The sequence below is a fragment of the Paeniglutamicibacter sulfureus genome, from assembly GCF_030512175.1.
In the GTDB taxonomy this organism is placed as follows: Bacteria; Actinomycetota; Actinomycetes; order Actinomycetales; family Micrococcaceae; genus Paeniglutamicibacter; species Paeniglutamicibacter sulfureus.
In genome coordinates this window covers 466274-485763 of sequence record NZ_JAULBL010000002.1, presented here as the reverse complement: position 1 = coordinate 485763, position 19490 = coordinate 466274, and the positions used below count along the sequence as shown (strand labels likewise).

Genomic DNA, 19490 nt, shown 5'->3' with positions numbered 1-19490 from the left:
AGAATCGAATCGTGCAGATGCTGCCCACGTCCCTGGTCTACTTCCATGAAGTGGCCCGCACCGGCTCCATCACCGATGCTGCCGAAGCGCAGCATGTCTCGGCCTCGGCCATCAGCCGGCAAATCACCCAGCTTGAGCACTCCACCGGGGTCGCGCTGTTCCGCCGCCACCCGCGCGGAATGCAGCTGACAGATGCCGGGGTGCTGTTGCTTGCCCACACACGCCGCAGCGAGGCGGAGGCCGAGGAACTGCTGGGCGAATTGCGCGAGCAGGCCTCGGGCAAGCAACGGACGCTTGAAATCGTCAGCTCCGAGGGCCTGGCTGCCTATCGGGTGCCGTCGGCCATCGCCGCATTCTGCCGGGAACACCGAGATGTGTCGATCCAGCTCACGGTGCTTCCGTCGCCGGAGGCAACGCGCCGCATCGTCGATGGGAGTGCAGACGTGGCCATGATCTTCGCCCTGGGTCCGCAGCGCGACGTCACCGTGGAATTCTCCTGCCCGGGACCCGCCTACGCGGTGGTCGCCGACGACCATCCCCTGGCCGCGCATGCCGAGGTCTCGCTGGCCGAGCTCTGCCAATACCCGCTCTCACTTCCCGCCAAGGGCATCAGCCAGCGGGAGCTGTTCGACATTGCCGCCCAAATGGAGGGACTGGCACCCCGCATTGCGATGATCACCGACCACATCAATCCGGCCATGGAATTCGCTCGATCCGGTGTCGGGGCAACGCTGCTGAGCCATTTTGCCCGGCGCGAGGGCCTCACCGACGGGCTACGTTTCATTCCGGTTGACCACCCGGCGCTCGGCGAGCGCCGGGCACAGATCCTCACCATGCCGAGGCGCCGTCAATCGGCATTGGCCGCGGCATTCATCCAAACCATGACCAAGGTCCTGCGCCAGGACTAACCAGCCGCCGCGGGCCGTCGGGGGAGGTTACTTCAGCAGCGCGACGTCGGAGACCAGGTCGATGTGGGCCTGCATGGCCGCGGCCGCGGCCGCTGCGTCGCCATTCCTGATGGCCCGCGCGATCACCTGGTGCGATTCAAGCGAACGCTCCGGGCGGCCGGGCTGCCCCAGGGACTCGAGCCTGGTCTCGAGAACCATTTCGGCAATGAAGGTCATGAGCTGGGCCAGGACGCGCGAGTGCGCGGCGGCGGTCACCGCCTCGTGGAAGAGTTCGTCGCCTCGCTCACCGCGGCCGCCCCCGGCGATCTCGCCGGACATGACGTCCAGGGCCTTCTCGATGCGCTCGAGGTCGGCGTCGGTGCGCCGCTCCGCCGCCAGCGCCGCGAGCTTCACCTCCAGGGTGCTGCGCGCCTCCACGATTTCGGGCAGCCTGTTTTGGTGTTCCCGGAGGTCGCGCAGGACGGTGGCGATGCTCGGCCGGTAGACCAACACCGCGCCGGTCCCGTGCTGCACGTCAATAACGCCCAGGACCTCGAGTGCCACCAGCGCCTGGGCGATCGTCGCCCTCGAGACTCCCAGCTGGTCGGCGAGGTCCCGCTCGGCCGGCAGGTGGTCGCCGGGGCCCAGCTGCTCGGATTCGACGTAGCCGAGGATCTGTTTCATCAGCTGCTCGTAGAGCCGCGGACGCGCCACCTTGCCCAGCGATGCAGGCTTTTCCCGAGCCACGATAGACCTCCCAGCGTTCAAGTGTTAACTCCAATCTACACCGGACGCCCATTGACAAAGACACCTACTGTCTAGGAGGCTAGTCCAGTGACATCGTGACGCGACTCACACCATTGGATCTGAACAAAGGAATCGCATATGTCCCCCGCCGTTATTTCCATCATCGTCCTGGCGGTGATGTTCTTGATTGCCACGGTGCTCCCCATCAACATGGGGGCACTCGCATTTGTCGGCGCGTTCCTGTTGGGCGCGGTCTTCTTGGGCATGGATTCCAAGGACATCCTGGCCAGCTTCCCCGGGGGTCTGTTCCTCACCCTGGTGGGAGTCACCTATCTCTTCGCCATAGCCCAGAACAACGGGACCATCGACCTGCTGATCAACAAGGCAGTGAAACTCGTCGACAACCGGATCTCCCTGATTCCGTGGGTCATGTTCATCATCACCGCGGCCATCACCTCGGTGGGCGCCCTGGGTCCCGCGGCGGTGGCCATCATGGCACCCATCGGCCTGAGCTTCGCCGCCAAGTACAAGATCAATCCGCTGATGATGGGCATGCTCATCGTCCACGGAGCACAGGCCGGCGGGTTCTCCCCCATTGCCGTCTACGGCGTCATCGTCAACGGGCTCATCGCCGAAACCGGTTTTGCCTTCAGCCCCACCGCACTCTTCCTCTCCAGCTTCGTCTTCAACCTGGTCATTGCCCTGGTGCTCTTCATCGTCTTGGGCGGAAGCAAGCTCGCCGGATCCCGCGCCGGGCAGCTGGCCGAGCGCGTTGCGGAGGCCCGCCTGGAGGTCTCGGTCGGTGCCCGCACCGCCGACGTCGACTTCAAGGGTTCCGGCAGCGGAACCTACGGCCCCCGCGACCCGGCCGGCGACGGCGCCGCCGCGACCAAGTCCTCCGGCGAGCGCTTCCCGCAGGTCATGACGATCCTGGGCCTGATCGCCCTGGCTGTCATTGCGCTGGGCTTCAAGGTCGATGTGGGCTTCGTGTCCATCACCATCGCCGTGATCCTGGCACTGGTGAATCCCAAGGCGCAAAAGGGAGCGGTCAACAAGATCAGCTGGTCCACCGTGCTGCTGATCTGCGGAATGCTCACCTTCGTCGGGGTCCTCGAGGAAGCGGGGACCATCGAGTACGTCTCGGACGGCGTCGCGAACATGGGCATGCCGCTGCTTGCTGCGCTCATGATCTGCTACATCGGCGCGGTGGTCTCGGCGTTCGCCTCGTCCACCGCGATCCTCGCGGCACTCATTCCCCTCGCGGTCCCGTTCCTCGATTCCGGTTCCGTCAGCGCCGTGGGCGTGGTCTGCGCACTGGCGATCGCCTCCACCATCGTGGATGTTTCGCCGTTCTCCACCAACGGCGCACTCGTGCTGGCCAACGCCCCCGAGGGCACCGACAAGGACCGCTTCTACAAGCAGATCCTGGGCTACGGCGGCATCGTCGTCGCCGTCGGACCGCTGCTGGCCTGGCTCACCCTGGTCGTGCCCGGCTGGCTCTAACCTGCTTCTTCTCCCCCTCCCCCCACCAGTTAAAGGAGTCTTCGTGAGCACCACCGCGTACAAGACGCTGCCAACCATCCCCGCCACCGCCGCCGGACCGCTGGGCGGCTACACCGTGCTGGACCTGACCCGCGCCCTGGCCGGCCCGCATGCGGGCATGATGATGGGGGACCTCGGTGCCCGCGTCATCAAGGTCGAGTCGCCCGAGACCGGGGACGACACCCGAAGCTGGGGTCCCCCATTCGTGGGACCCGAGGACAACCCGCAGGCCACCTACTTCCTGTCCTGCAACCGCAACAAGGAGTCCATCGCCCTGGACCTCAAGAGCAAGGAGGGCAAGGAAACGCTCTCCCGGCTCATCGAGCGCTCCGACGTGCTGATGGAGAACTTCCGCACCGGCGTCCTGGAGCGCCTTGGATTCGGCGTCGAGGCGCTGCACGAGCTCAACCCCCGGCTGGTGATCCTCTCGATCACCGGATTCGGGCACGACGGCCCCGAATCGCACCGCAGCGGATACGACCAGATCCTGCAGGGCGAGGCGGGCCTGATGTCCCTGACCGGGTCCGGGCCCGATGACCCGCAGCGGGTGGGGGTTCCCATCGCCGACCTGCTCTCGGGGATGTACGGGGCCTACGGTGCCCTCGCGGCCCTGCTGGAACGCGAAAGGACCGGGAAGGGGCAGGTCGTCCGCACGTCCCTTCTGGCCGCCATCGTCGGCGTCCATGCCTTCCAGGGCACCCGGTCCACCGTGGCCGGCCAGGTGCCCCAAGCCCAGGGCAACCACCACCCGTCCATCGCCCCCTACGGGCTCTTTGGCTGCCGCAACGGCAAGGTCCAGATCAGCGTGGGCAGCCAGAAGCTGTGGCTGGCCTTCGCCGCGGCCTTCGGGCTCGAGGGTACCCGGCCGGAATTCGCCACCAATGCCGACCGGGTCAAGAACCACTCACTTCTCCTGGCCGAGATCGAGGCGGCCTTCGCGCACCACGAGCCGGCGGACCTGCTGGCGAAACTGGATGCCGCCGGCATCCCCGCCGGCAAGGTCCGCACGCTGGACGAGGTCTACGCATGGGACCAGGTCGCCGCGCAGGGCCTGCTGGTGGATGTTGAGCACCCGGTGCTGGGCAAAATCACCCTGCCCGGCCCGCCCCTGCGCTTCTTCGACCCGGCCACCGAGGCAGAGACCACCCGGACGGCACACACCGCTCCCCCTGTGCTGGACGCCGACGCCTCCTCCATCCGCACCTGGTTGGACGAGGAAACGGAGGCACGGCCGTGACTGCAACCGAACTGAAGGCAAAGCGCATGACGGCAACCGAACTGATCGACACGGTCCTGGATGCAGGATCGTTCACCTCCTGGGACGCCCCGGTCCGGCGCCCGGTCATCGGCGAAAAATACGCGGCGGACCTTGCCGCCGCAGAGGCCAAGAGCGGCGTCGATGAATCCGTACTCACCGGTGAGGGGCTGATCCGGGGCCGCAGGGTGGCGGTCATCGTCTCCGAATTCCGGTTCCTCGCCGGCTCCATCGGGCAGGCCGCCACCGAACGCATCACCTCGGCCATCGAACGCGCCACCGCCGAGGGGCTGCCGCTGCTGGCGGGCCCGGCCTCCGGCGGCACCCGCATGCAGGAGGGAACCCTGGCTTTCCTCGGGATGGTCGCCATTACCGATGCGGTGCGCCGGCACAAGGAAAGCGGGCTGCCCTACCTGGTCTACCTGCGCCACCCCACCACCGGCGGGGTCATGGCCTCCTGGGGGTCCCTGGGGCACATGACGGTGGCCGAGCCCGGCGCGCTGCTCGGGTTCCTGGGCCCTCGGGTGTTTGAGACCCTCAACGGCACCGCGTTCCCGCCCGGCGTCCAGGTGGCGGAGAACCTCTACCGCAAGGGGCTCATCGACGCCGTGGTGACGCCCGGGGAACTGCCGGCGATCGTCGACCGCGCCTTGCGGATCCTGACGCCCACCCAGGGACCGGACCCGGCCATCGTGCCGGAGGTACGTGCCGGGACCCCAAGCGACGCGAGCGCCTGGGAATCCATCCTGATCAGCCGCAACCCCCGGCGCCCGGACCTGCGCATGCTGCTGGCCGCCGGGGCGGTCGATGCGCTGCCGTTGAACGGCACCGGCCAGGGAGAAAAGGACCCGGGGTTGATCCTGGCCTTGGCCAGGTTCGGGCAACAGTCATGCGTGGTGCTGGGCCACCAGCGCCCGCGGCACAAAGACACCCCCGCGATGGGCCCCGCCTCGCTGCGGGAGGCCCGCCGCGGCATGCAGCTGGCCGAGGAACTCCAGCTGCCGCTGCTGACCATCATCGACACCGCCGGGGCGGCGCTGTCCAAGGAAGCGGAGGAGGGCGGGCTTGCCGGGGAAATAGCGCGGTCGCTCAACGAGCTCATCGGCCTGAAGGCGCAGTCCGTGTCGGTGCTGCTGGGCCAGGGAACCGGCGGCGGGGCACTGGCGCTGCTGCCGGCGGACCGGATCATTGCCGCCCAGCACTCGTGGCTCTCCCCGCTGCCGCCGGAAGGAGCCAGCGCCATCATCCACCGCACCGCGGACTTAGCCCCGGAGGTCGCCGCCGAACAGGGCGTCGAGGTCGCCTCGCTCGCACGCATCGGCCTGGTGGACCGCGTGGTCGAGGAACTTCCGGATGCATCCCTTGAACCGCGGGAATTCTGCACTCGGATGGGCCAGGCCATCGAGCTGGAGCTGGCCCATGCCCGTGCGATCCCGGAAAACGAGCGCTTGGCCCGGCGCCGGGCAAAGTTCCGGACGCTGGGCGCCTGACGGGACACACCGCGGCGCCCGGTCCCTTCGGGGCTGGGCACCTGCTTGTGCCCGGCCCATATTCAGGCCAGACTCGAGGTAAAGGGGCGACGCCCACGCCCTCATCCGCCCGGAGGAGCCAAGCCATGTCGCATCACAAGAAGCGCCGCTATACCGGAAAGGTGCCCCACCCCCTTGCCGCGGGGCACGCTCAGATACTCGAGGTCGCCGTGGAAGCCGGCCGCAGGGCCGGGCGAAAGGCCGCAAAGAAGAAGTTGAAGCGGGCTTCCCGGCATGACGGAACCAAGCTCTCCAAGGCATTGCGTGAATCGGTGCTGCGGGACGCGGAGAAGGCAGGTGGCAAGGCCGCATACGCGGCCGCCGCCAAGGCAATCCGGAAGGCCGGGCACCGGATCGCCGTTCCGACGGACCTGCACCAATCCACCGGGTCGCCGCTCGCGCCGGGCCCGATCCATGAACCCATGCCGGTCCCCAGGCGGCGGATCAGCGGTTCGCAGATCGTGATGGAAGTCCTGCGTGTGGAAAGGCCCAGCCGCAGCATGGTGCGCATCGTCGCCGGCGGGGAAGGTTTCGACGACTTCGAGTCCAACGGCGCGGCCGACCAGTACGTCAAGCTGTACTTCGCGAACCCCGCCCTCGGGCTGCTGGCGCCCTACGACATGCGTTCGCTTCGCAAGACGCTGCGGCGCGAGGACTTCCCTGCCTCCCGTTCCTACACGATCCGCCGCCACGACCCGGTGGCCCGGGAACTGGCCATCGAATTCTTCATCCACGAGCCCGCCGGTCCGGCCGCCGCCTGGGCAGCGGCAGCGCAGCCCGGCGACCAGCTGGTGCTCTCCAAGTCCAAGGGCAAGTTCCGTCCCGATCCGAAGGCCGAGCAGCACCTCTACGCAGCAGACGACGCGGGGATCCCGGCCATCGCCGCGGCGCTGGAAATGCTGCCGCGCACGGCATCGGGGCGGGTCTTCCTCGAAGTGGAGGGCCCGGAGGACGAACAGGAGTTCGACCTACCCCTGCACATGGAACTCACCTGGCTCCACCGCAACGGCGAACCCGCGGCCGTTAGCAACCTGTTGGCCGACGCGTTGCGGGACATTCCGGCTCCGCATGGACGCGTCGAGGTTCTGGCGCTGGGCGGGCGCGACGCGGTGCGCGACATCCGCAAGCTGGCCTCGCACTGGGACATCGAGCAGCGCAACATCCACGTTTCCAGCTACTGGACCGCGCGCCGCCCCGGGCGCATGTGGCCCGTGCCGGCAGCCGAGGGTCCGCGCCCCGCGACCGGGCAGCGGAGTGCCGTAACGGATGATTAGGCCGAAGGAAGGCCCCGGGTGATCTGCGACAGGGAACGGTTCACTTGGAAGACCTTCCCGCGGATACCGGTAATCCCCCATCCGGCCAGCCTGGCGCTGTGCATCTTCAGGTACGCCCGGGCGTCTTCCTCCGCGGTGAACAGGTAGACTCCCCCGGCCTCGCCCGTCTCACTGTTCTCGGTCCACAACTTCCAGATCAGGCCGGGTTCCTGTGCGATGCTGTGGGCCAACTCGGCATAGCCTTTGGCCATCTCATCTCCAAAGGGCCCCTCCGTGGGGAAGTCGACCTGAACCATCCACAGGCTCTCTTCCGACCGGAGGGCGTCATTATTTGTAGTAGTCATTGTTTGGCTTCACTTTCCATGGTGGCGAGCAGGATGTACGGCAGTTGAATGAGTTCCGAAGTCCGGCAGGGCGGACGATTGTCACAGGCATCAGGGCCAAGCCCCACCCTATCGGGGGCGTGCCACACGCAAAAAGAGGCCCTGCGGTGCGGTGCGTCAACTATTGACGCTACGCACGGTTTCGTTCATTGTCGCCCGGTGAAGCCTGGGCAACGACGACGCAGTCCAGGGCCGGTCGAAGTTTGCCGGCCACGGCCCTGGTTCTGGTTTCAGCGGACAAGATGGACATGCCCGCAGCGCGCAGCCAGCCGGCCACCTGGGCCGGGGTCTGCAGCACTGCGGGATCCTGCGGACCTCCAGTCCCATGCTCGAGGTTGGAGGCATCGTGGCTGACAAACAGGAAACGGCCACCCGGGGCCAGAGCCCCGGCCGCGACGGTCACCGCTGCCTGGAGCTGCGTTGCCGGCAGCTGCAGATAGGCAACGAGCACCAGGTCCGCGCTTCCGGGCTCCGGTGTGATGGCGGTTGCGTCCTGCATGATCCACTCGATGTTCTCGCCCAGAGCCTGTGCCGTCGCCACGTTGCGTCCCACCTCCAGGCCTGTGGAAGAGAAATCAACGGCCTTCACCTTCCAGCCCCGGTCGGCCAGCCACAACGCGTGGCGTCCCTCTCCCGCGGCCAGGTCCATCGCCCTGCCCGGCGCCAGCGCGCCAAGTTCCTGCACCACCCAGACATTCGGTGCGGCGCCCCACACTCCGGCCGGGTCGGCATACCTGCGGTCCCACGCCGTCGCGTCAAGCGGACCAGTTGTTCCAGTCATCAGCCAGCTCCTTCATCAGTGGTGCACATCGTGCTTGCTGCCCACCACGGGGATGCCGGCGGTCCCATGGCGCCATGATATCCCCGGGCAAACGTTGTTCGAACCTACGCGCATTGCTCCGCCGGCCCTTGCCGAGATCGACGGCGGTCGCGCTACCTTGGACTCATCGTGTTTCGGCGCATTCGGGCTTTGCAGGGGATGCAATCCGTCGACGCAGCGGGCACGCGGGGACGGCGAACCAGCAGAGGGCCGCAGCCACGGCGAGGGCGGCGTCGGTGACGACGAGGATGAGGTTCGCCGGTGCCGGCAGTTCCTGAAAGAGCACGAAGATGCCCATACCAAGCACGAAGAAGCCAAAGCCCTTGCGCAACGAGGATTCGGGGATGCGTCCGGCGAGCCGGGCACCAATGAATGACCCGAGGATCGCGGCCGTGGTGACCCCGCCGACCAGCGCCCAATCCAAGGAGACCGTGGTGAGGTATCCGCCGAGTCCGGCGAAGGACTTCATGGCGATGACGATCAGCGAGGTGCCGACGGCCACCGGCATGGACAGTCCGCCGAGCAGGGCGAGCGCGGGCACGACGAGGAAGCCGCCACCGGCGCCGACCAGGCCGGTGACCAACCCCACGACCAGGCCCTCGAGGATGACTTTGGGCACCGGGAGCTCGCCGTCGTGGGCCACGGGCGAGGGGACCTTGCTGCCGCGGATCATGGCCAAGGAGGTGGCGACCATCATCAGCGCGAAGGCGACCATGAGGATGGTTCCAGGGATGTGGCCGCCGAGCAGGCCGCCTCCGAAGGCCCCCGCCATGCCGGCGGCCCCGAAGACCAGCCCGGTGCGCCATTTCACGCGTTTCTTGCGGGCGTGGTCCACGGCGCTGACCGCGGAGGTCGCGCCGACCACAAAGAGCGAGGCGGCGATGGCTTCCTTGGGGTTCATGCCGGCGACATAGGTGAGGATCGGGACCGTGAGGATGGATCCGCCCCCGCCGAGCAATCCGAGCGAGAGTCCGATCAGCACCGACAGCAAGAGGGTTAGAGCGAGGGTAAGGGTCATGGAGAAAGTCCTTGCGGGGTCGGGGGGCAGCTCTGCGCGCGGCGGGTGGTGGCCGTCGGGGAGTTTTCGCTAGGTGACGGGCAAGCCGGCACGCTGCCAGGCGTTCATGCCACCGTCCATGTTGTCGGCGGTGAATCCGGCGCCCGTGAGTGCGTCGGCGACGCGGGTGCTGCGGTTGCCACTGCGACACACCACGATGACGGGACGCAACCGGTCGATCTCCTCCAGCCTGTTGCCCAGCTCCCCCATGGAGATGTGGATGGCGCCGGGGATCATGCCCTCGGCAACTTCGAAGTCTTCGCGGACGTCGAGGATCTGGTCCTCACTGCGGCGCCGGTCGGCGTCGACGACGGTGATATCGGGCATGGTTGTTCCTTTGGCGCGTTGAGGAGTGAGTGCCTTTCCTGCCCCGGGGTGTCAGTCCCGGGGCAGGAAAGGGCTGGGGAAAGGCCGACGGAGCCGGCCGGGGTGGTGTTAGGAGTTCCTGCCGGGCAGCTGGGCGATGACCGATTCACGGGTTGGCTCGTTGCCGGTCTTGTTCCACGGCATCTTGGACAGGGCCTTGCCCATGGCGCAGGTATTGGTGGCAGCCGAGAAGGTCAGGCCCGCACCGATGACACCGGCAACGGTGCGCAGTTGCGGGGAGAGGAACTTGCCCCCGGCCAACCCGGCGACAACCAGGGAACCGGCGGCCATTCGCACCTGGCGTTCCAAGGCCCAGCGCTTGGAACCCTGGACGGTTTCTCCGCCGGCCTGCTGGTATCCCGGCACGCCCCCCACGAGGACATGGGCATCGTTGAAGCCGACTCCGGCGAGCTTTGAGCGGGCCTCGGTGGCGCGCACGCCCGACTGGCAGACAAGTACCACCTTGGTGTCGATTCTCGCGGCAAGCTCCGCGGTGTGCTCGGCCAGCAGCGGGAGGGGGACGTTGTAGGAGCCCTTGATATGCAGGCTTTCGAATTCGGCAGCGGAACGCACGTCGAGAACCACGACATGGTCGCCGGAGGCAATCCACTCGTTGAGCTCTACGGGGCTGGTGGTCTGGGGAGTCGTGTTCATGGCTTTGGGGCCCTTTCCGCCGGGCAGGGTGCCCGGCCGGTCCCGCGTCCGGAAGGGATGATGCGGGACCGCTTTATGCTGATCGGGTGGTAGGGGTGGGTGGGGCGCCTAGGCGTCCTGCGATTGCTTCCAGGCGTTCCATCCGGCGTAACTGCCCTCGAGCTCGACGACCTCGTGTCCGGCGCGGCGCAGGGCGGAGGCTGCCACGGAATTGCGGACGCCGGACTGGCAGTAGCTCACGATCACGCCGTCGGACGGCAGCTGGTCAGTGTGCCACAGCACGCGGCCGGCGTTGAGCTGTTCGGAGCCCGGGATGTGCCCGGCGGAGTGCTCGGACTTGTTGCGCACGTCGAGCACCATCGCCGCGTCGAACCGCGCCAATTGGGCGGGGGCCAACGTCTCGGGGGTGTAGGTCGGAAGACCCTCGAACGAGGTCACGTAGCCGGCGACGTTGTCGATGCCCACGCGGACGAGGTGGTCCCACATTTCGGTGGCCGTTTCGCTGCCGGCTGCCAACAACACCAGCGGGCGCTGGTCGGTTTCCGGGTCCATGGCCCAACCGCCGTAGCTGGCTGCCTTGTTCCCTGCCGGGATGTTCAGCGCCCCCACCACGGTGCCCTTGTGGACCTCGCTGTGGTGGCGGGTGTCGACTATGCCGATTTCGTCGGCCGCTAGGGCCTCAACGACATCAGAGCCGGACATCTCGACCAGCGGTGCGCGTTCGCTCATGATGGCCGGTCCCTGTCGGTTTTGTCGCTTCATCCGGCCAAAGTAGGCGTGGGCGTCGGGCTGCCCGTCGAGCAGGGTCTCAATGAATCCGGTCTCATCGTTTGCCGCGAGGTAAGGGCCCCACCAGGAGAAGTTTCGTTCATATCCGACGGTGGAGGACGGAATGGCGCCCAGCGCCTTGCCGCAGGCACTGCCTGCACCGTGGCCCGGGTAAATCTGCACATAGTCGGGCAGGGTCAGGAACTTCTCCTTGAGCGAGACAAACAGGTCGTGCGCCCCGGCGAAGCGGGTGTCGGTGCCGCCGACTGCCTCGTCGAGCAGATCGGGACGGCCCAGGTCACCCGAGAACACGAAATCTCCCGTGAGCAGGAAGCCCGGTTCGTCGCTGAAGGCGCCATCGGTGATCAGGAAGGAGAGGTGCTCGGGGGTGTGGCCCGGGGTGTGCAGCGCTCGGAGGGTGATATTTCCCAGGATGATGGTGGATTGGTCGAAGAGACGGTTGGCGTCGAATCCGTACTGCCAGTCATCGCCCCCCTCACCGGAAACGTAGATCGCCGCGCCGGTGGCGGCCGCCAGTTCACGGGTACCGGACAGGTAGTCGGCATGGATGTGGGTTTCCGTGACGGCCGTGATCTTCATGCCGTTCTTCGCGGCAAGGTCCTGGTACACCTGAATGTCGCGGCGTGCGTCGATCACGACAGCTTCGCCCATTGCCTGGCAGCCGATGAGATAGCTGGCTTGCGCGAGGTCCTCGTCATAGATGCGTTCGAGAAGCATGGTCTCTCCTTTGGTTGCGTGAGTCAAAAATAATACCCCCTGGGGTATCTCGCCATCACAAACAATAATACCCCCGGGGGTATCCGTCAACCGATCCATAGGCCAGACCCCCAGATGCCCTCTGCGCAGAAAAGCGGCGGTCGGCACCATGGTGAATGATGCCGACCGCCGGGCCTGGGATGGTTGGGCTTAGCGGCCAAAGAGGCGCGCGAAAAACCCACCGCCCTTGCGGGATTCCCTCGAGGCACTTGGATCGCAGGTGCAGCGTTCGCTGCGTGGCACGTGGGCCATGACCTGCTTGATATGCTGCCCGCATCCGGCCCAGGTGGTTTTCTGGCACTTGCGGCATTTGGTCGCACGGCACATGTGGCGGCTCCTCGCGTCTCGGTTTATCGAGGGCCCATTCGCCCCCTCTGCATTCGAGTATGACACATACCCCCAGGGGTATTTAAAGTCACTGTCCCGAATCACCGGAAAACCCCCGGGGGTATAGAATTGATGAAACCAACACCCGGGAGGGACCCACCATGGAACTTGAAGCGGACACCATGAAACCGGCCATCAACAGGCTCAAACGAGCCCAGGGCCAGCTGAACGCGGTGATACGCATGCTGGAGGAAGGCAGTGACTGCCGCGCGGTTGTTACCCAGCTTTCCGCCGCCTCCAAGGCCATCGACCGTGCCGGGTTCTCCATTATCGCCACTGGCCTCGAGCAGTGCCTGAAAAGCGAGGACCCTGCGGCCGACCGCGCTGACATGGAAAAGCTCTTCCTCTCACTGGCATAGTTCCCAACCAGCCAACGCCGCAGAATTACTTCAATGCCTTCAAATTCCATAGGCAAAATAATTCACGCGATCCGTATCGTAGTTCCTTAAACCCGGGAACCCTCGGTGACTGTTTCCGAGACGACTGGCCGCTCGGATTCGGCTGAAGGTCCTGCCGATGCCGACGTTTAGCCGCCACTGGTGGTCTCAGTTCGGCATGGCGAGAAGGATTTCGTCTGCTGCCCGAAGACCGGAACGCACGGCCCCGTCCATGTAGCCGTTCCAGACGGACGAGGTCTCCGCGCCCGCCCAGTGGATGCGTCCGACGGGAGCCGCCAGGGCCTTACCGTACTGCGTCCAGGCGCCGGCACCCAGCCGCCCCCCGTAGCAGCCACGAGTGAATTCCTCCGCCGTCCAGTCCTGCTCCACGATGTCGAAGGGCTTCGCCGCCTTCGGCCCGAAGTACTTCACCAGGTCGGCGACGACCAGCGCACGGCGCTCCGCCTCGCCCAGTGGGCTAGCGGTGCGGGCATGGTGGCCCTCCAGGAAGCCGACCAGCACTCCGCAGGACCCGTCGCGCGGACTGTTGTCCAGCACGACGTTGAAGGGGTCATCGAAACTCCACACCGTGCCGCTAAGCCCCTCCTCGCGCCAAAACGGCGTGTCGTAGCCAACCTGGAACTTGATCACGGCCCCGGCCGGCATCTGCTGGGTAAGTCCGTCGCGCAACGCAGGCAGCGGCGGATCGTAGCGCAGGCGCCCGGCCAGCGTCTGCGGGATGGCGACGATGACGTGCCCGGTCGTGAGACTGCCTCCCTCGTACTCGACCACGACCCCGGACTCGTCTTGGCGGATGGTCCGCACCACGGCGTTGAGCCGCACCGACTCCCCCAGCGCCTCGGCCATCCGCTCGGAGATCAGGTGCGTTCCGCCCACGATCCTCGACTCCTGCGCACCGCCCGTGGTGGTCATCAGGGATTCCAGGCTGGTTCCCGACTTGACGTAGAACAGGAAGTGCAGAAGCGAAAGCTCCGGCGACTCGGCCGAGAACAGCGAGGGCACCAGCAGCCGGAAGAAGCGATGGGCCAGCGCGTCGGAGGTGTTCTCAACCACCCACGAGTCCAGGGTCTGCCGATCCAAGTCCCCGGCTCCGGCCGTTTCCCACGGCTCGCCCAAGACCACCGTGGAGGCCATCGCCTCCAGCTCCTCCCAGAGCCGGTTCACCTCCGCGGCCGTTTCTGGCGGAAGGCCATAGGACTTGTCCGCGTAGCGCACCACCTTCCCGTCATACGCGGTCAGCGACTCGCCTTCGTCAAAACTGGTGAAGGTCTCCAGCCCCAGTTCCTCGATCAGCCCCAGCACCGCATCCTGCGTCGGGCCGACCCATTGGCCGCCCAGCTCCACCGGCTCCCCATTGCTCAGGAAGCCGCCCATATTGCGCCCCGCCACCCGGTCGCGGGCCTCCAGCACTGCCACGGACCGGCCTTCCGCCACCAACTTCCGGGCAGCGCTGAGACCGGCCAGGCCCGCACCCACGACAACTACGTCCACATCAAACATCCAAAACCTCCACTAGGTCATTGCCTTGGCCACAACACCGGCGCGTTAAACGACTTTGTCCCGGGGCGCTGGCCCCGGGACAAAGTCAGCGGATCTAGCCGGCGACCGGTGCGAACGCGGCGCGTCCCTGGACAGCGGAGGAGCCGAGGTCGCCCTTGGGCAGCTCGGCGCCGCCCTCGACGGACGTCACCCAGGCGTCGGCGGTGGCGACGGTGGCGAAGTTGGAGTGCAACAGCACCATCAGTGCTTCGTGCAGCTGCTGCGCATCGACCTGGCCCGCCTCGTTGGCCAGGTGAACCGCTCCGCTGGCGTCGGAGAGGATCTCCACGCCGAAGCCCAGCGGTTCTGCGGCCGCGGCGGTGGCCAGGTCGCAGTTGTTGGTCATGTAGCCGACCAAGGTGATGGTGTCGATCTGGTTCTCTCGCAGCCAGGCCTCGAAGTCGGTGCCGGCGAAGACGCTGGCGTAGCTCTTGACCAGGGACTTCCAGGAATCCTTGCGACGGGCCTCAATCTCCGGGTGCAGCTTCCAGCCCTTGGAGCCCTCGGCGAACACTGGCGCCCATGCCGGGTACTGGTGCTGCACGGCGACGACGGGCATGCCCTGCGCATTGGCCAGGTCGATGGCTCGGGTGATGTTCGCCAGGGAATCGTTGCGGTTGGGGTACTGGATGGCGAGTGGCCCTTCTTCGGCGAAGTAGTCGTTCTGCACGTCGACAATGACCAGTGCGCGGCGCAATTCAGCCATGGTGGGCTCCCATTCGTTGTGTTTGGTTGGTGATTCCAGCATGGCAGGGCCCGCTCGGGTACAGTGAGTGGCGTATATGCACATCTTCGATGGAAATGGGCCAACATGAAGATCGCCATCCACGCCTTCGATGGCATGACCATGTTCCACCTCGCCACGCCCCTGCTGGTTTTCGGCGAAGTTGCGCGGTTGGGTCTCGCCCCGGACTGGACGACGGCGGTATTCAATGACGCGGGGCAGCCGGTGCGCAGCGCCGAGGGCAACCTGATCGGCGACATTTCCGGGCCGGAAACTGCAGCCGACGCCGACCTCGTGGTGTTCCCCTCTTGGCTCTCGGAGCTGCCCGATCCCTCCGGGGAACTGCTTCGGCTGATTCGCGAGGCCCATGGGCGCGGTGCCGCCATTGCGGGCCTGTGCCTCGGCGCCTACCCGGTCGCCTGCAGCGGCGTGCTCGACGGGCGCACGGCCGTGACGCACTGGGGAGCCGCCCGGGAGGTCGCGGCCAAGCCGCATGCCGCGGAATTCAACGATTCAGCCCTCTACATCGACCACGGCGACGTGCTCACCTCGGCCGGCACCGCTTCGGCCCTGGATGCCTGCCTGCACATCGTGCGCACCCGCCTCGGCTCGGCGGCCGCGGCCACCGTGGCGCGCCAGATCGTCATCGCTCCGCACCGCGATGGGGGCCAGGCGCAATACATCGCCCGCCCGCTGCCGGATCCCGAGTTGGACGGGCCGCTGGGCCGGACCATTCAGTGGGCACTGTCGAACCTCGACCAGGACCTCGAGGTGGACGCCATGGCGGCCCATGCAACGATGAGCAAGCGGAACTTCACCCGCAGGTTCAAGGAGGTCACCGGGCTCTCCCCCGCGCGCTGGGTGCTGGGCCGGCGGCTCGACGATGCCCGCCAATTGCTGGAAACCACCAACTGGAGCATTGCCCGCATTGCCGAATCCTGCGGCTTCGGCAGCGCGGTGACCTTCCGCCAGAACTTCGTTTCCGCCTATTCCACCACGCCGACCTCATACCGCCACCGTTTCACCGCCCGCTGAGCGGCGGGCCGTTTACGCCGAGGCGGAGCCCGTGGCGCGACGGCGATCGCCCAGCTGCAATGCGAGAATCACCAGGGCATAGGCCAACGCCGGAAGCAGTGCCCAGCCCCAGTCGCCGAACTCCACCTCGAACGCCTCGGCCGTCGCCCCGCCCATGTTGATCCAGGCGGCGAGCGGGACGCAGAGCGCCCAGGCCAGCCCCACGGCGAGCATGCAGGTGCAACGGGAGGTGAGCCCGAGGAACTTCGCGCCCAATGCGCTGAACAGCGCGGCCAACACCACGAAACCGAAGGCCACCAGCAGCAGGGTGTTGACCATCCGGAATTCGTTCAGGCCGCCGTGGCTATTGCCGGCGAGCACGAAAAGGATCGCGCCGGTGAGGACCGCGGTCACCACCATCCCCAGGCAATTGACCCGCTGCCAGCTCGGGGCCGCCGAATCCCTGCCCGGACCGCGGTCCGGCGGGGTCGCGGAATACGCCTGCGTCCTGTCTGTCCCCGCCATGGCGCTCCCCCGGCTCGAAGTTGTTCGGCCCCACGTCGACGTGGTGCGATGCGTGGTGCAAACCCGCACCACTCCAGCATATAGTCAACCTCTTGGATAAAGCGATTGGCGGGCCGATCCGAAGTTAAGAATACCGGGCCGCTCCGGCGATCCCCGCACCCTCAGCGCGGTCACTGACCAAGGAGACGCGTTGAAGGTGGCGGGAGAAGCCGGGGCGGCCCGGAAGTTTAAGTCGGCTCGGCGGCCTAGACCTCGCCGCGGCGAATCAGCTTGCCCTGCGGGGTCGTGAAGTCGACCTCGGTGCCGCGCACGAAGGTCCGGCGGACCTTGCCGGCCAGGACCTTGCCCTGGTACGGGGAGATCGGGTTCTTGTGGTGCAGCTTGTTCACATCGACCAGGAAACTGTCCTCGGGTGCGAAGAAGGCGAAGTCGGCGTCGTTCCCCAGCGCGATCGCACCCTTGTGCTGCAGGCCGGCGATTTCCGCCGGGCGCTTGGACATCCAGTCCAGCACGGTCTCGAGCTTGATGCCGCGACGCTGGGCCTCGGTCCAGATCAGCGCCAGGCCCAGCTGCAGCGAGGCGACCCCGCCCCAGGCCACGCCGAAGTCGCCGTTCTCGACGTCCTTGAGGTCGATGGTCGAGGGCGAGTGGTCCGAGACGATGCAGTCGATGATCCCGTCCTCGAGTCCCTTCCAGAGCAGTTCGCGGTTGGAGGCCTCGCGGATCGGCGGGCAGCACTTGAACGCGGTGGCGCCGTTCGGGATCTCCTCGGCCAGCAGCGTGAGGTAGTGCGGGCAGGTCTCCACGGTCAGCTTCACGCCGTCGCGCTTGGCCGATTCGATCATCGGAAGCGCGTCGGAGGAGGACAGGTGCAGGATGTGGGCGCGGGCGCCGGTCCAGCGGGCGCGCTCGATGACCTCGGCCACCGCGACGTTCTCGGCGCCGCGCGGACGCGAGGCCAGGAAGCGGTCGTAGTGGTCGCCCTCGGCGTTTGGGGCGCGGTCGATGGCGCGCGAATCCTCGGCGTGGACCAGCATCATCGAGTCGAAGGACACGATCTCGGTCATGTCCTCTTCCATCTCGTCGGGTTCGAGGTACGGAAATTCCTCGACGCCGGAGTGGAGCAGGAAGCACTTGAAACCGAAGACCCCCGCGTCGTGCAGCTCGCGCAGGTCGGACTTGTTGCCCGGGATGGCCCCGCCCCAGAATCCGACGTCCACGTAGGCCTTGGCCCGGGCAGCGTCCTGCTTGAGCTCGAGGGCCTCGACGTTGACGGTCGGCGGGATCGAGTTCAGCGGCATGTCCACGATCGTGGTCACCCCGCCCGCGGCGGCGGCCTTGGTGGCGGACTCGAAGCCCTCCCACTCGGTGCGCCCCGGCTCATTGACGTGCACGTGCGTGTCCACCAGGCCCGGGATCAGCACCTCTTCGGCGGAAAGCTCGATGAGCCGCGCGCCGGAGAGGTTGTTGCCCAGCGGCTCGATGGCCACGATCTTGCCGTCGCGGATGCCGATTTCGCGCGCGACGGTTCCGGCGCCCGTGACGATCCGCTCGCCGCGGATCACCAGGTCGAAGTCCGCGCCTGTGTTTTCTTCCGTCCGTGGCGTCGTTGCCTCGGTGAGCTCGGTGTTGCCCATGGTCTCGTCCTTAGATCTCGTGCGTTGGAAAATGCGGTGGTTGGCGGGGTTACGCGGGGGCCGCGTGGGTGGCCAGGAATTCTTCGGCCAAGAGGGTTGCCGCCCGTTGCACAAGTGGTCCACCCTCACTCATGCAACGGGCAACATCGGGTTCCAGCTCGAGCAGCGACCTGACAGCGGTGAAACCCGCGTCGGTTGCCTGCTCGGCGGAAAGTTGGTTGCGTCCACAAATTGCGTAGACGGGAATGCCGTGGGCGGCGGCCAGCTGGGCCACGCCCACCGGCGTCTTGCCCTCCAGCGACTGGGTGTCGAGGCTGCCCTCGCCGGTGAACACCGCGACGGCCCCGGACAGTGCTTCTTCCAGTCCGGTCAGCTCCAGCACCACGTCGATGCCGCGGCGCCGGGTTGCTCCCAGCACGGCCATCGCGGCGAAGCCCACGCCGCCGGCGGCCCCGGCACCCGGCGAGGAGACGAGTCTGTTGGTGCTCTCGGTGCCTAGCTCGTTACCCAGGAGTCGAGCCCAACGGTCAAGTGCCGCATCGAGGATCTCCACCTGGCCAGGGTTCGCACCCTTTTGCGGGGCGAAGACGAAGGCTGCGCCGTTGGGCCCGGTGAGCGGGTTCTCCACATCGGCTGCGAGCGTGAAAGAGGTCGAGGCGATGCGGGTATCGAGCCCGGAGAGGTCCACTGTCTCAAGGGTGCCAAGCGTTCCGCCGCCCAGCGGCAGCTCGTTGCCCTGCTCGTCCAGCAGTCTGGCGCCGAGTCCCTGAAGCATGCCGGCCCCGCCGTCGGTGCAGGCGCTCCCGCCCACGCCGAGGATGACCTGGGTCGCCCCGGCGTCCAGCGCCGCGGCGATTAGTTCGCCGGTGCCGAGGCTGGTGGCCCCGAGCGCATCCTTCCCGCCGGGCAGCCGGTCCAGGCCGGAGGCCTCGGCCATCTCCACGACGGCCACCTCCTCCCGCAGGCCGAAGGCAGCGCGCACCGGCTCCCCGGTGGGCCCGGCGACCGTCGCCTGGTGCAGCTCGAAGCCGCATTGGGCGGCCGCGGCGAGGGTTCCCTCTCCGCCGTCGGCGACGGGCACCGCGAGCGTGCGCGCCCCGGGCATTGCCGCGCGCACCCCCGCCTCGATGGCGGCGGCAACCTGCGCGCCGGTGAGCGATCCCTTGAATTTGTCCGGTGCCACTACTACCAACATGGTGTGCCGCCT

The 19490-nt window shown here is 67.0% G+C and carries 20 protein-coding genes; 7 read left to right on the top strand and 13 right to left on the bottom strand.

The features are described 5' to 3' along the window. The first annotated feature begins 17 nt into the window (after positions 1–17). On the top strand, positions 18–908 hold the full coding sequence (locus Q2T94_RS08905; protein ID WP_302266391.1) for a LysR family transcriptional regulator: 891 nt from the start codon (positions 18–20) through the stop codon (positions 906–908). A gap of 27 nt (positions 909–935) precedes the next feature. Here the strand turns inward: Q2T94_RS08905 and Q2T94_RS08900 are convergent, their stop codons facing one another. Beyond that, positions 936–1637, bottom strand: a complete 702-nt coding sequence (locus tag Q2T94_RS08900; protein WP_377700283.1) for a FadR/GntR family transcriptional regulator — start codon at positions 1635–1637, stop codon at positions 936–938. A 135-nt stretch (positions 1638–1772) separates the two neighbouring features. Here Q2T94_RS08900 and Q2T94_RS08895 point away from each other — a divergent pair, with 135 nt between their 5' ends. From Q2T94_RS08895 to Q2T94_RS08880, 4 genes are all read left to right on the top strand, one after another. Further along, positions 1773–3137: an SLC13 family permease gene (locus Q2T94_RS08895; protein ID WP_302263725.1), complete on the top strand. Its 1365-nt coding sequence runs from the start codon at positions 1773–1775 to the stop codon at positions 3135–3137. A 43-nt stretch (positions 3138–3180) separates the two neighbouring features. Continuing rightward, positions 3181–4413, top strand: coding sequence for a CaiB/BaiF CoA transferase family protein (locus Q2T94_RS08890; protein ID WP_302263724.1), 1233 nt, complete (start codon positions 3181–3183; stop codon positions 4411–4413). Positions 4414–4439: 26 nt separating this feature from the next. Continuing rightward, a complete protein-coding gene (locus tag Q2T94_RS08885) occupies positions 4440–5921 on the top strand; it encodes a carboxyl transferase domain-containing protein (protein WP_302266390.1) in 1482 nt (493 codons plus the stop codon). Between the two features lie 125 nt (positions 5922–6046). Continuing rightward, positions 6047–7234 (top strand): siderophore-interacting protein, encoded by a 1188-nt coding sequence (locus Q2T94_RS08880; RefSeq protein ID WP_302263723.1) that lies wholly within the window; start codon positions 6047–6049, stop codon positions 7232–7234. Here Q2T94_RS08880 and Q2T94_RS08875 read toward each other — a convergent pair. From Q2T94_RS08875 to Q2T94_RS20690, 7 genes are all read right to left on the bottom strand, one after another. Beyond that, entirely contained in the window at positions 7231–7578 is a 348-nt protein-coding gene (locus Q2T94_RS08875) for a monooxygenase (RefSeq protein ID WP_302263722.1), read from the bottom strand. The genes Q2T94_RS08880 and Q2T94_RS08875 overlap by 4 nt on opposite strands. A 169-nt stretch (positions 7579–7747) precedes the next feature. Further along, positions 7748–8398: a class I SAM-dependent methyltransferase gene (locus Q2T94_RS08870; RefSeq protein WP_302263721.1), complete on the bottom strand. Its 651-nt coding sequence runs from the start codon at positions 8396–8398 to the stop codon at positions 7748–7750. Between the two features lie 163 nt (positions 8399–8561). Then, complete coding sequence (locus tag Q2T94_RS08865; protein WP_302263720.1) at positions 8562–9455, bottom strand: sulfite exporter TauE/SafE family protein; 894 nt, start codon at positions 9453–9455, stop codon at positions 8562–8564. A 69-nt stretch (positions 9456–9524) separates the two neighbouring features. Then, positions 9525–9821, bottom strand: coding sequence for a rhodanese-like domain-containing protein (locus Q2T94_RS08860; protein WP_302263719.1), 297 nt, complete (start codon positions 9819–9821; stop codon positions 9525–9527). A gap of 108 nt (positions 9822–9929) precedes the next feature. Continuing rightward, positions 9930–10514, bottom strand: a complete 585-nt coding sequence (locus Q2T94_RS08855; protein ID WP_302263718.1) for a rhodanese-like domain-containing protein — start codon at positions 10512–10514, stop codon at positions 9930–9932. Positions 10515–10622: 108 nt separating this feature from the next. After that, a complete protein-coding gene (locus Q2T94_RS08850) occupies positions 10623–12020 on the bottom strand; it encodes an MBL fold metallo-hydrolase (protein WP_302263717.1) in 1398 nt (465 codons plus the stop codon). Positions 12021–12209: 189 nt separating this feature from the next. Next, on the bottom strand, positions 12210–12386 hold the full coding sequence (locus Q2T94_RS20690) for a DUF8730 family Cys-rich protein (RefSeq protein ID WP_495885112.1): 177 nt from the start codon (positions 12384–12386) through the stop codon (positions 12210–12212). Between the two features lie 161 nt (positions 12387–12547). On the opposite strand from Q2T94_RS20690, the gene Q2T94_RS08845 reads away from it, so the two are divergent. After that, on the top strand, positions 12548–12805 hold the full coding sequence (locus Q2T94_RS08845; RefSeq protein ID WP_302263716.1) for a metal-sensitive transcriptional regulator: 258 nt from the start codon (positions 12548–12550) through the stop codon (positions 12803–12805). Positions 12806–12991: 186 nt separating this feature from the next. Here Q2T94_RS08845 and Q2T94_RS08840 read toward each other — a convergent pair whose 3' ends face one another. Both Q2T94_RS08840 and Q2T94_RS08835 read right to left on the bottom strand, forming a co-directional pair. Then, positions 12992–14344 carry a flavin monoamine oxidase family protein gene (locus Q2T94_RS08840; RefSeq protein ID WP_302263715.1) on the bottom strand — a complete coding sequence of 451 codons (1353 nt, stop codon included), beginning with the start codon at positions 14342–14344 and terminating at the stop codon, positions 12992–12994. A gap of 94 nt (positions 14345–14438) precedes the next feature. Further along, the gene (locus Q2T94_RS08835; protein WP_302263714.1) at positions 14439–15089 is read right to left on the bottom strand and encodes an isochorismatase family protein; all 651 of its coding nucleotides are present in this window, start codon (positions 15087–15089) and stop codon (positions 14439–14441) included. 105 nt (positions 15090–15194) lie between these two features. On the opposite strand from Q2T94_RS08835, the gene Q2T94_RS08830 reads away from it, so the two are divergent. Beyond that, the gene (locus Q2T94_RS08830) at positions 15195–16142 is read left to right on the top strand and encodes a GlxA family transcriptional regulator (protein WP_302263713.1); all 948 of its coding nucleotides are present in this window, start codon (positions 15195–15197) and stop codon (positions 16140–16142) included. A gap of 12 nt (positions 16143–16154) precedes the next feature. Here Q2T94_RS08830 and Q2T94_RS08825 read toward each other — a convergent pair whose 3' ends face one another. The 3 genes from Q2T94_RS08825 to Q2T94_RS08815 form a co-directional block, all read right to left on the bottom strand. Continuing rightward, positions 16155–16646, bottom strand: coding sequence for a hypothetical protein (locus Q2T94_RS08825; protein WP_302263712.1), 492 nt, complete (start codon positions 16644–16646; stop codon positions 16155–16157). Between the two features lie 245 nt (positions 16647–16891). Continuing rightward, positions 16892–18283 (bottom strand): allantoinase AllB, encoded by a 1392-nt coding sequence (allB, locus tag Q2T94_RS08820; RefSeq protein ID WP_302263711.1) that lies wholly within the window; start codon positions 18281–18283, stop codon positions 16892–16894. A 49-nt stretch (positions 18284–18332) separates the two neighbouring features. Continuing rightward, entirely contained in the window at positions 18333–19478 is a 1146-nt protein-coding gene (locus tag Q2T94_RS08815) for a glycerate kinase (protein ID WP_302263710.1), read from the bottom strand. Positions 19479–19490 lie beyond the last annotated feature (12 nt).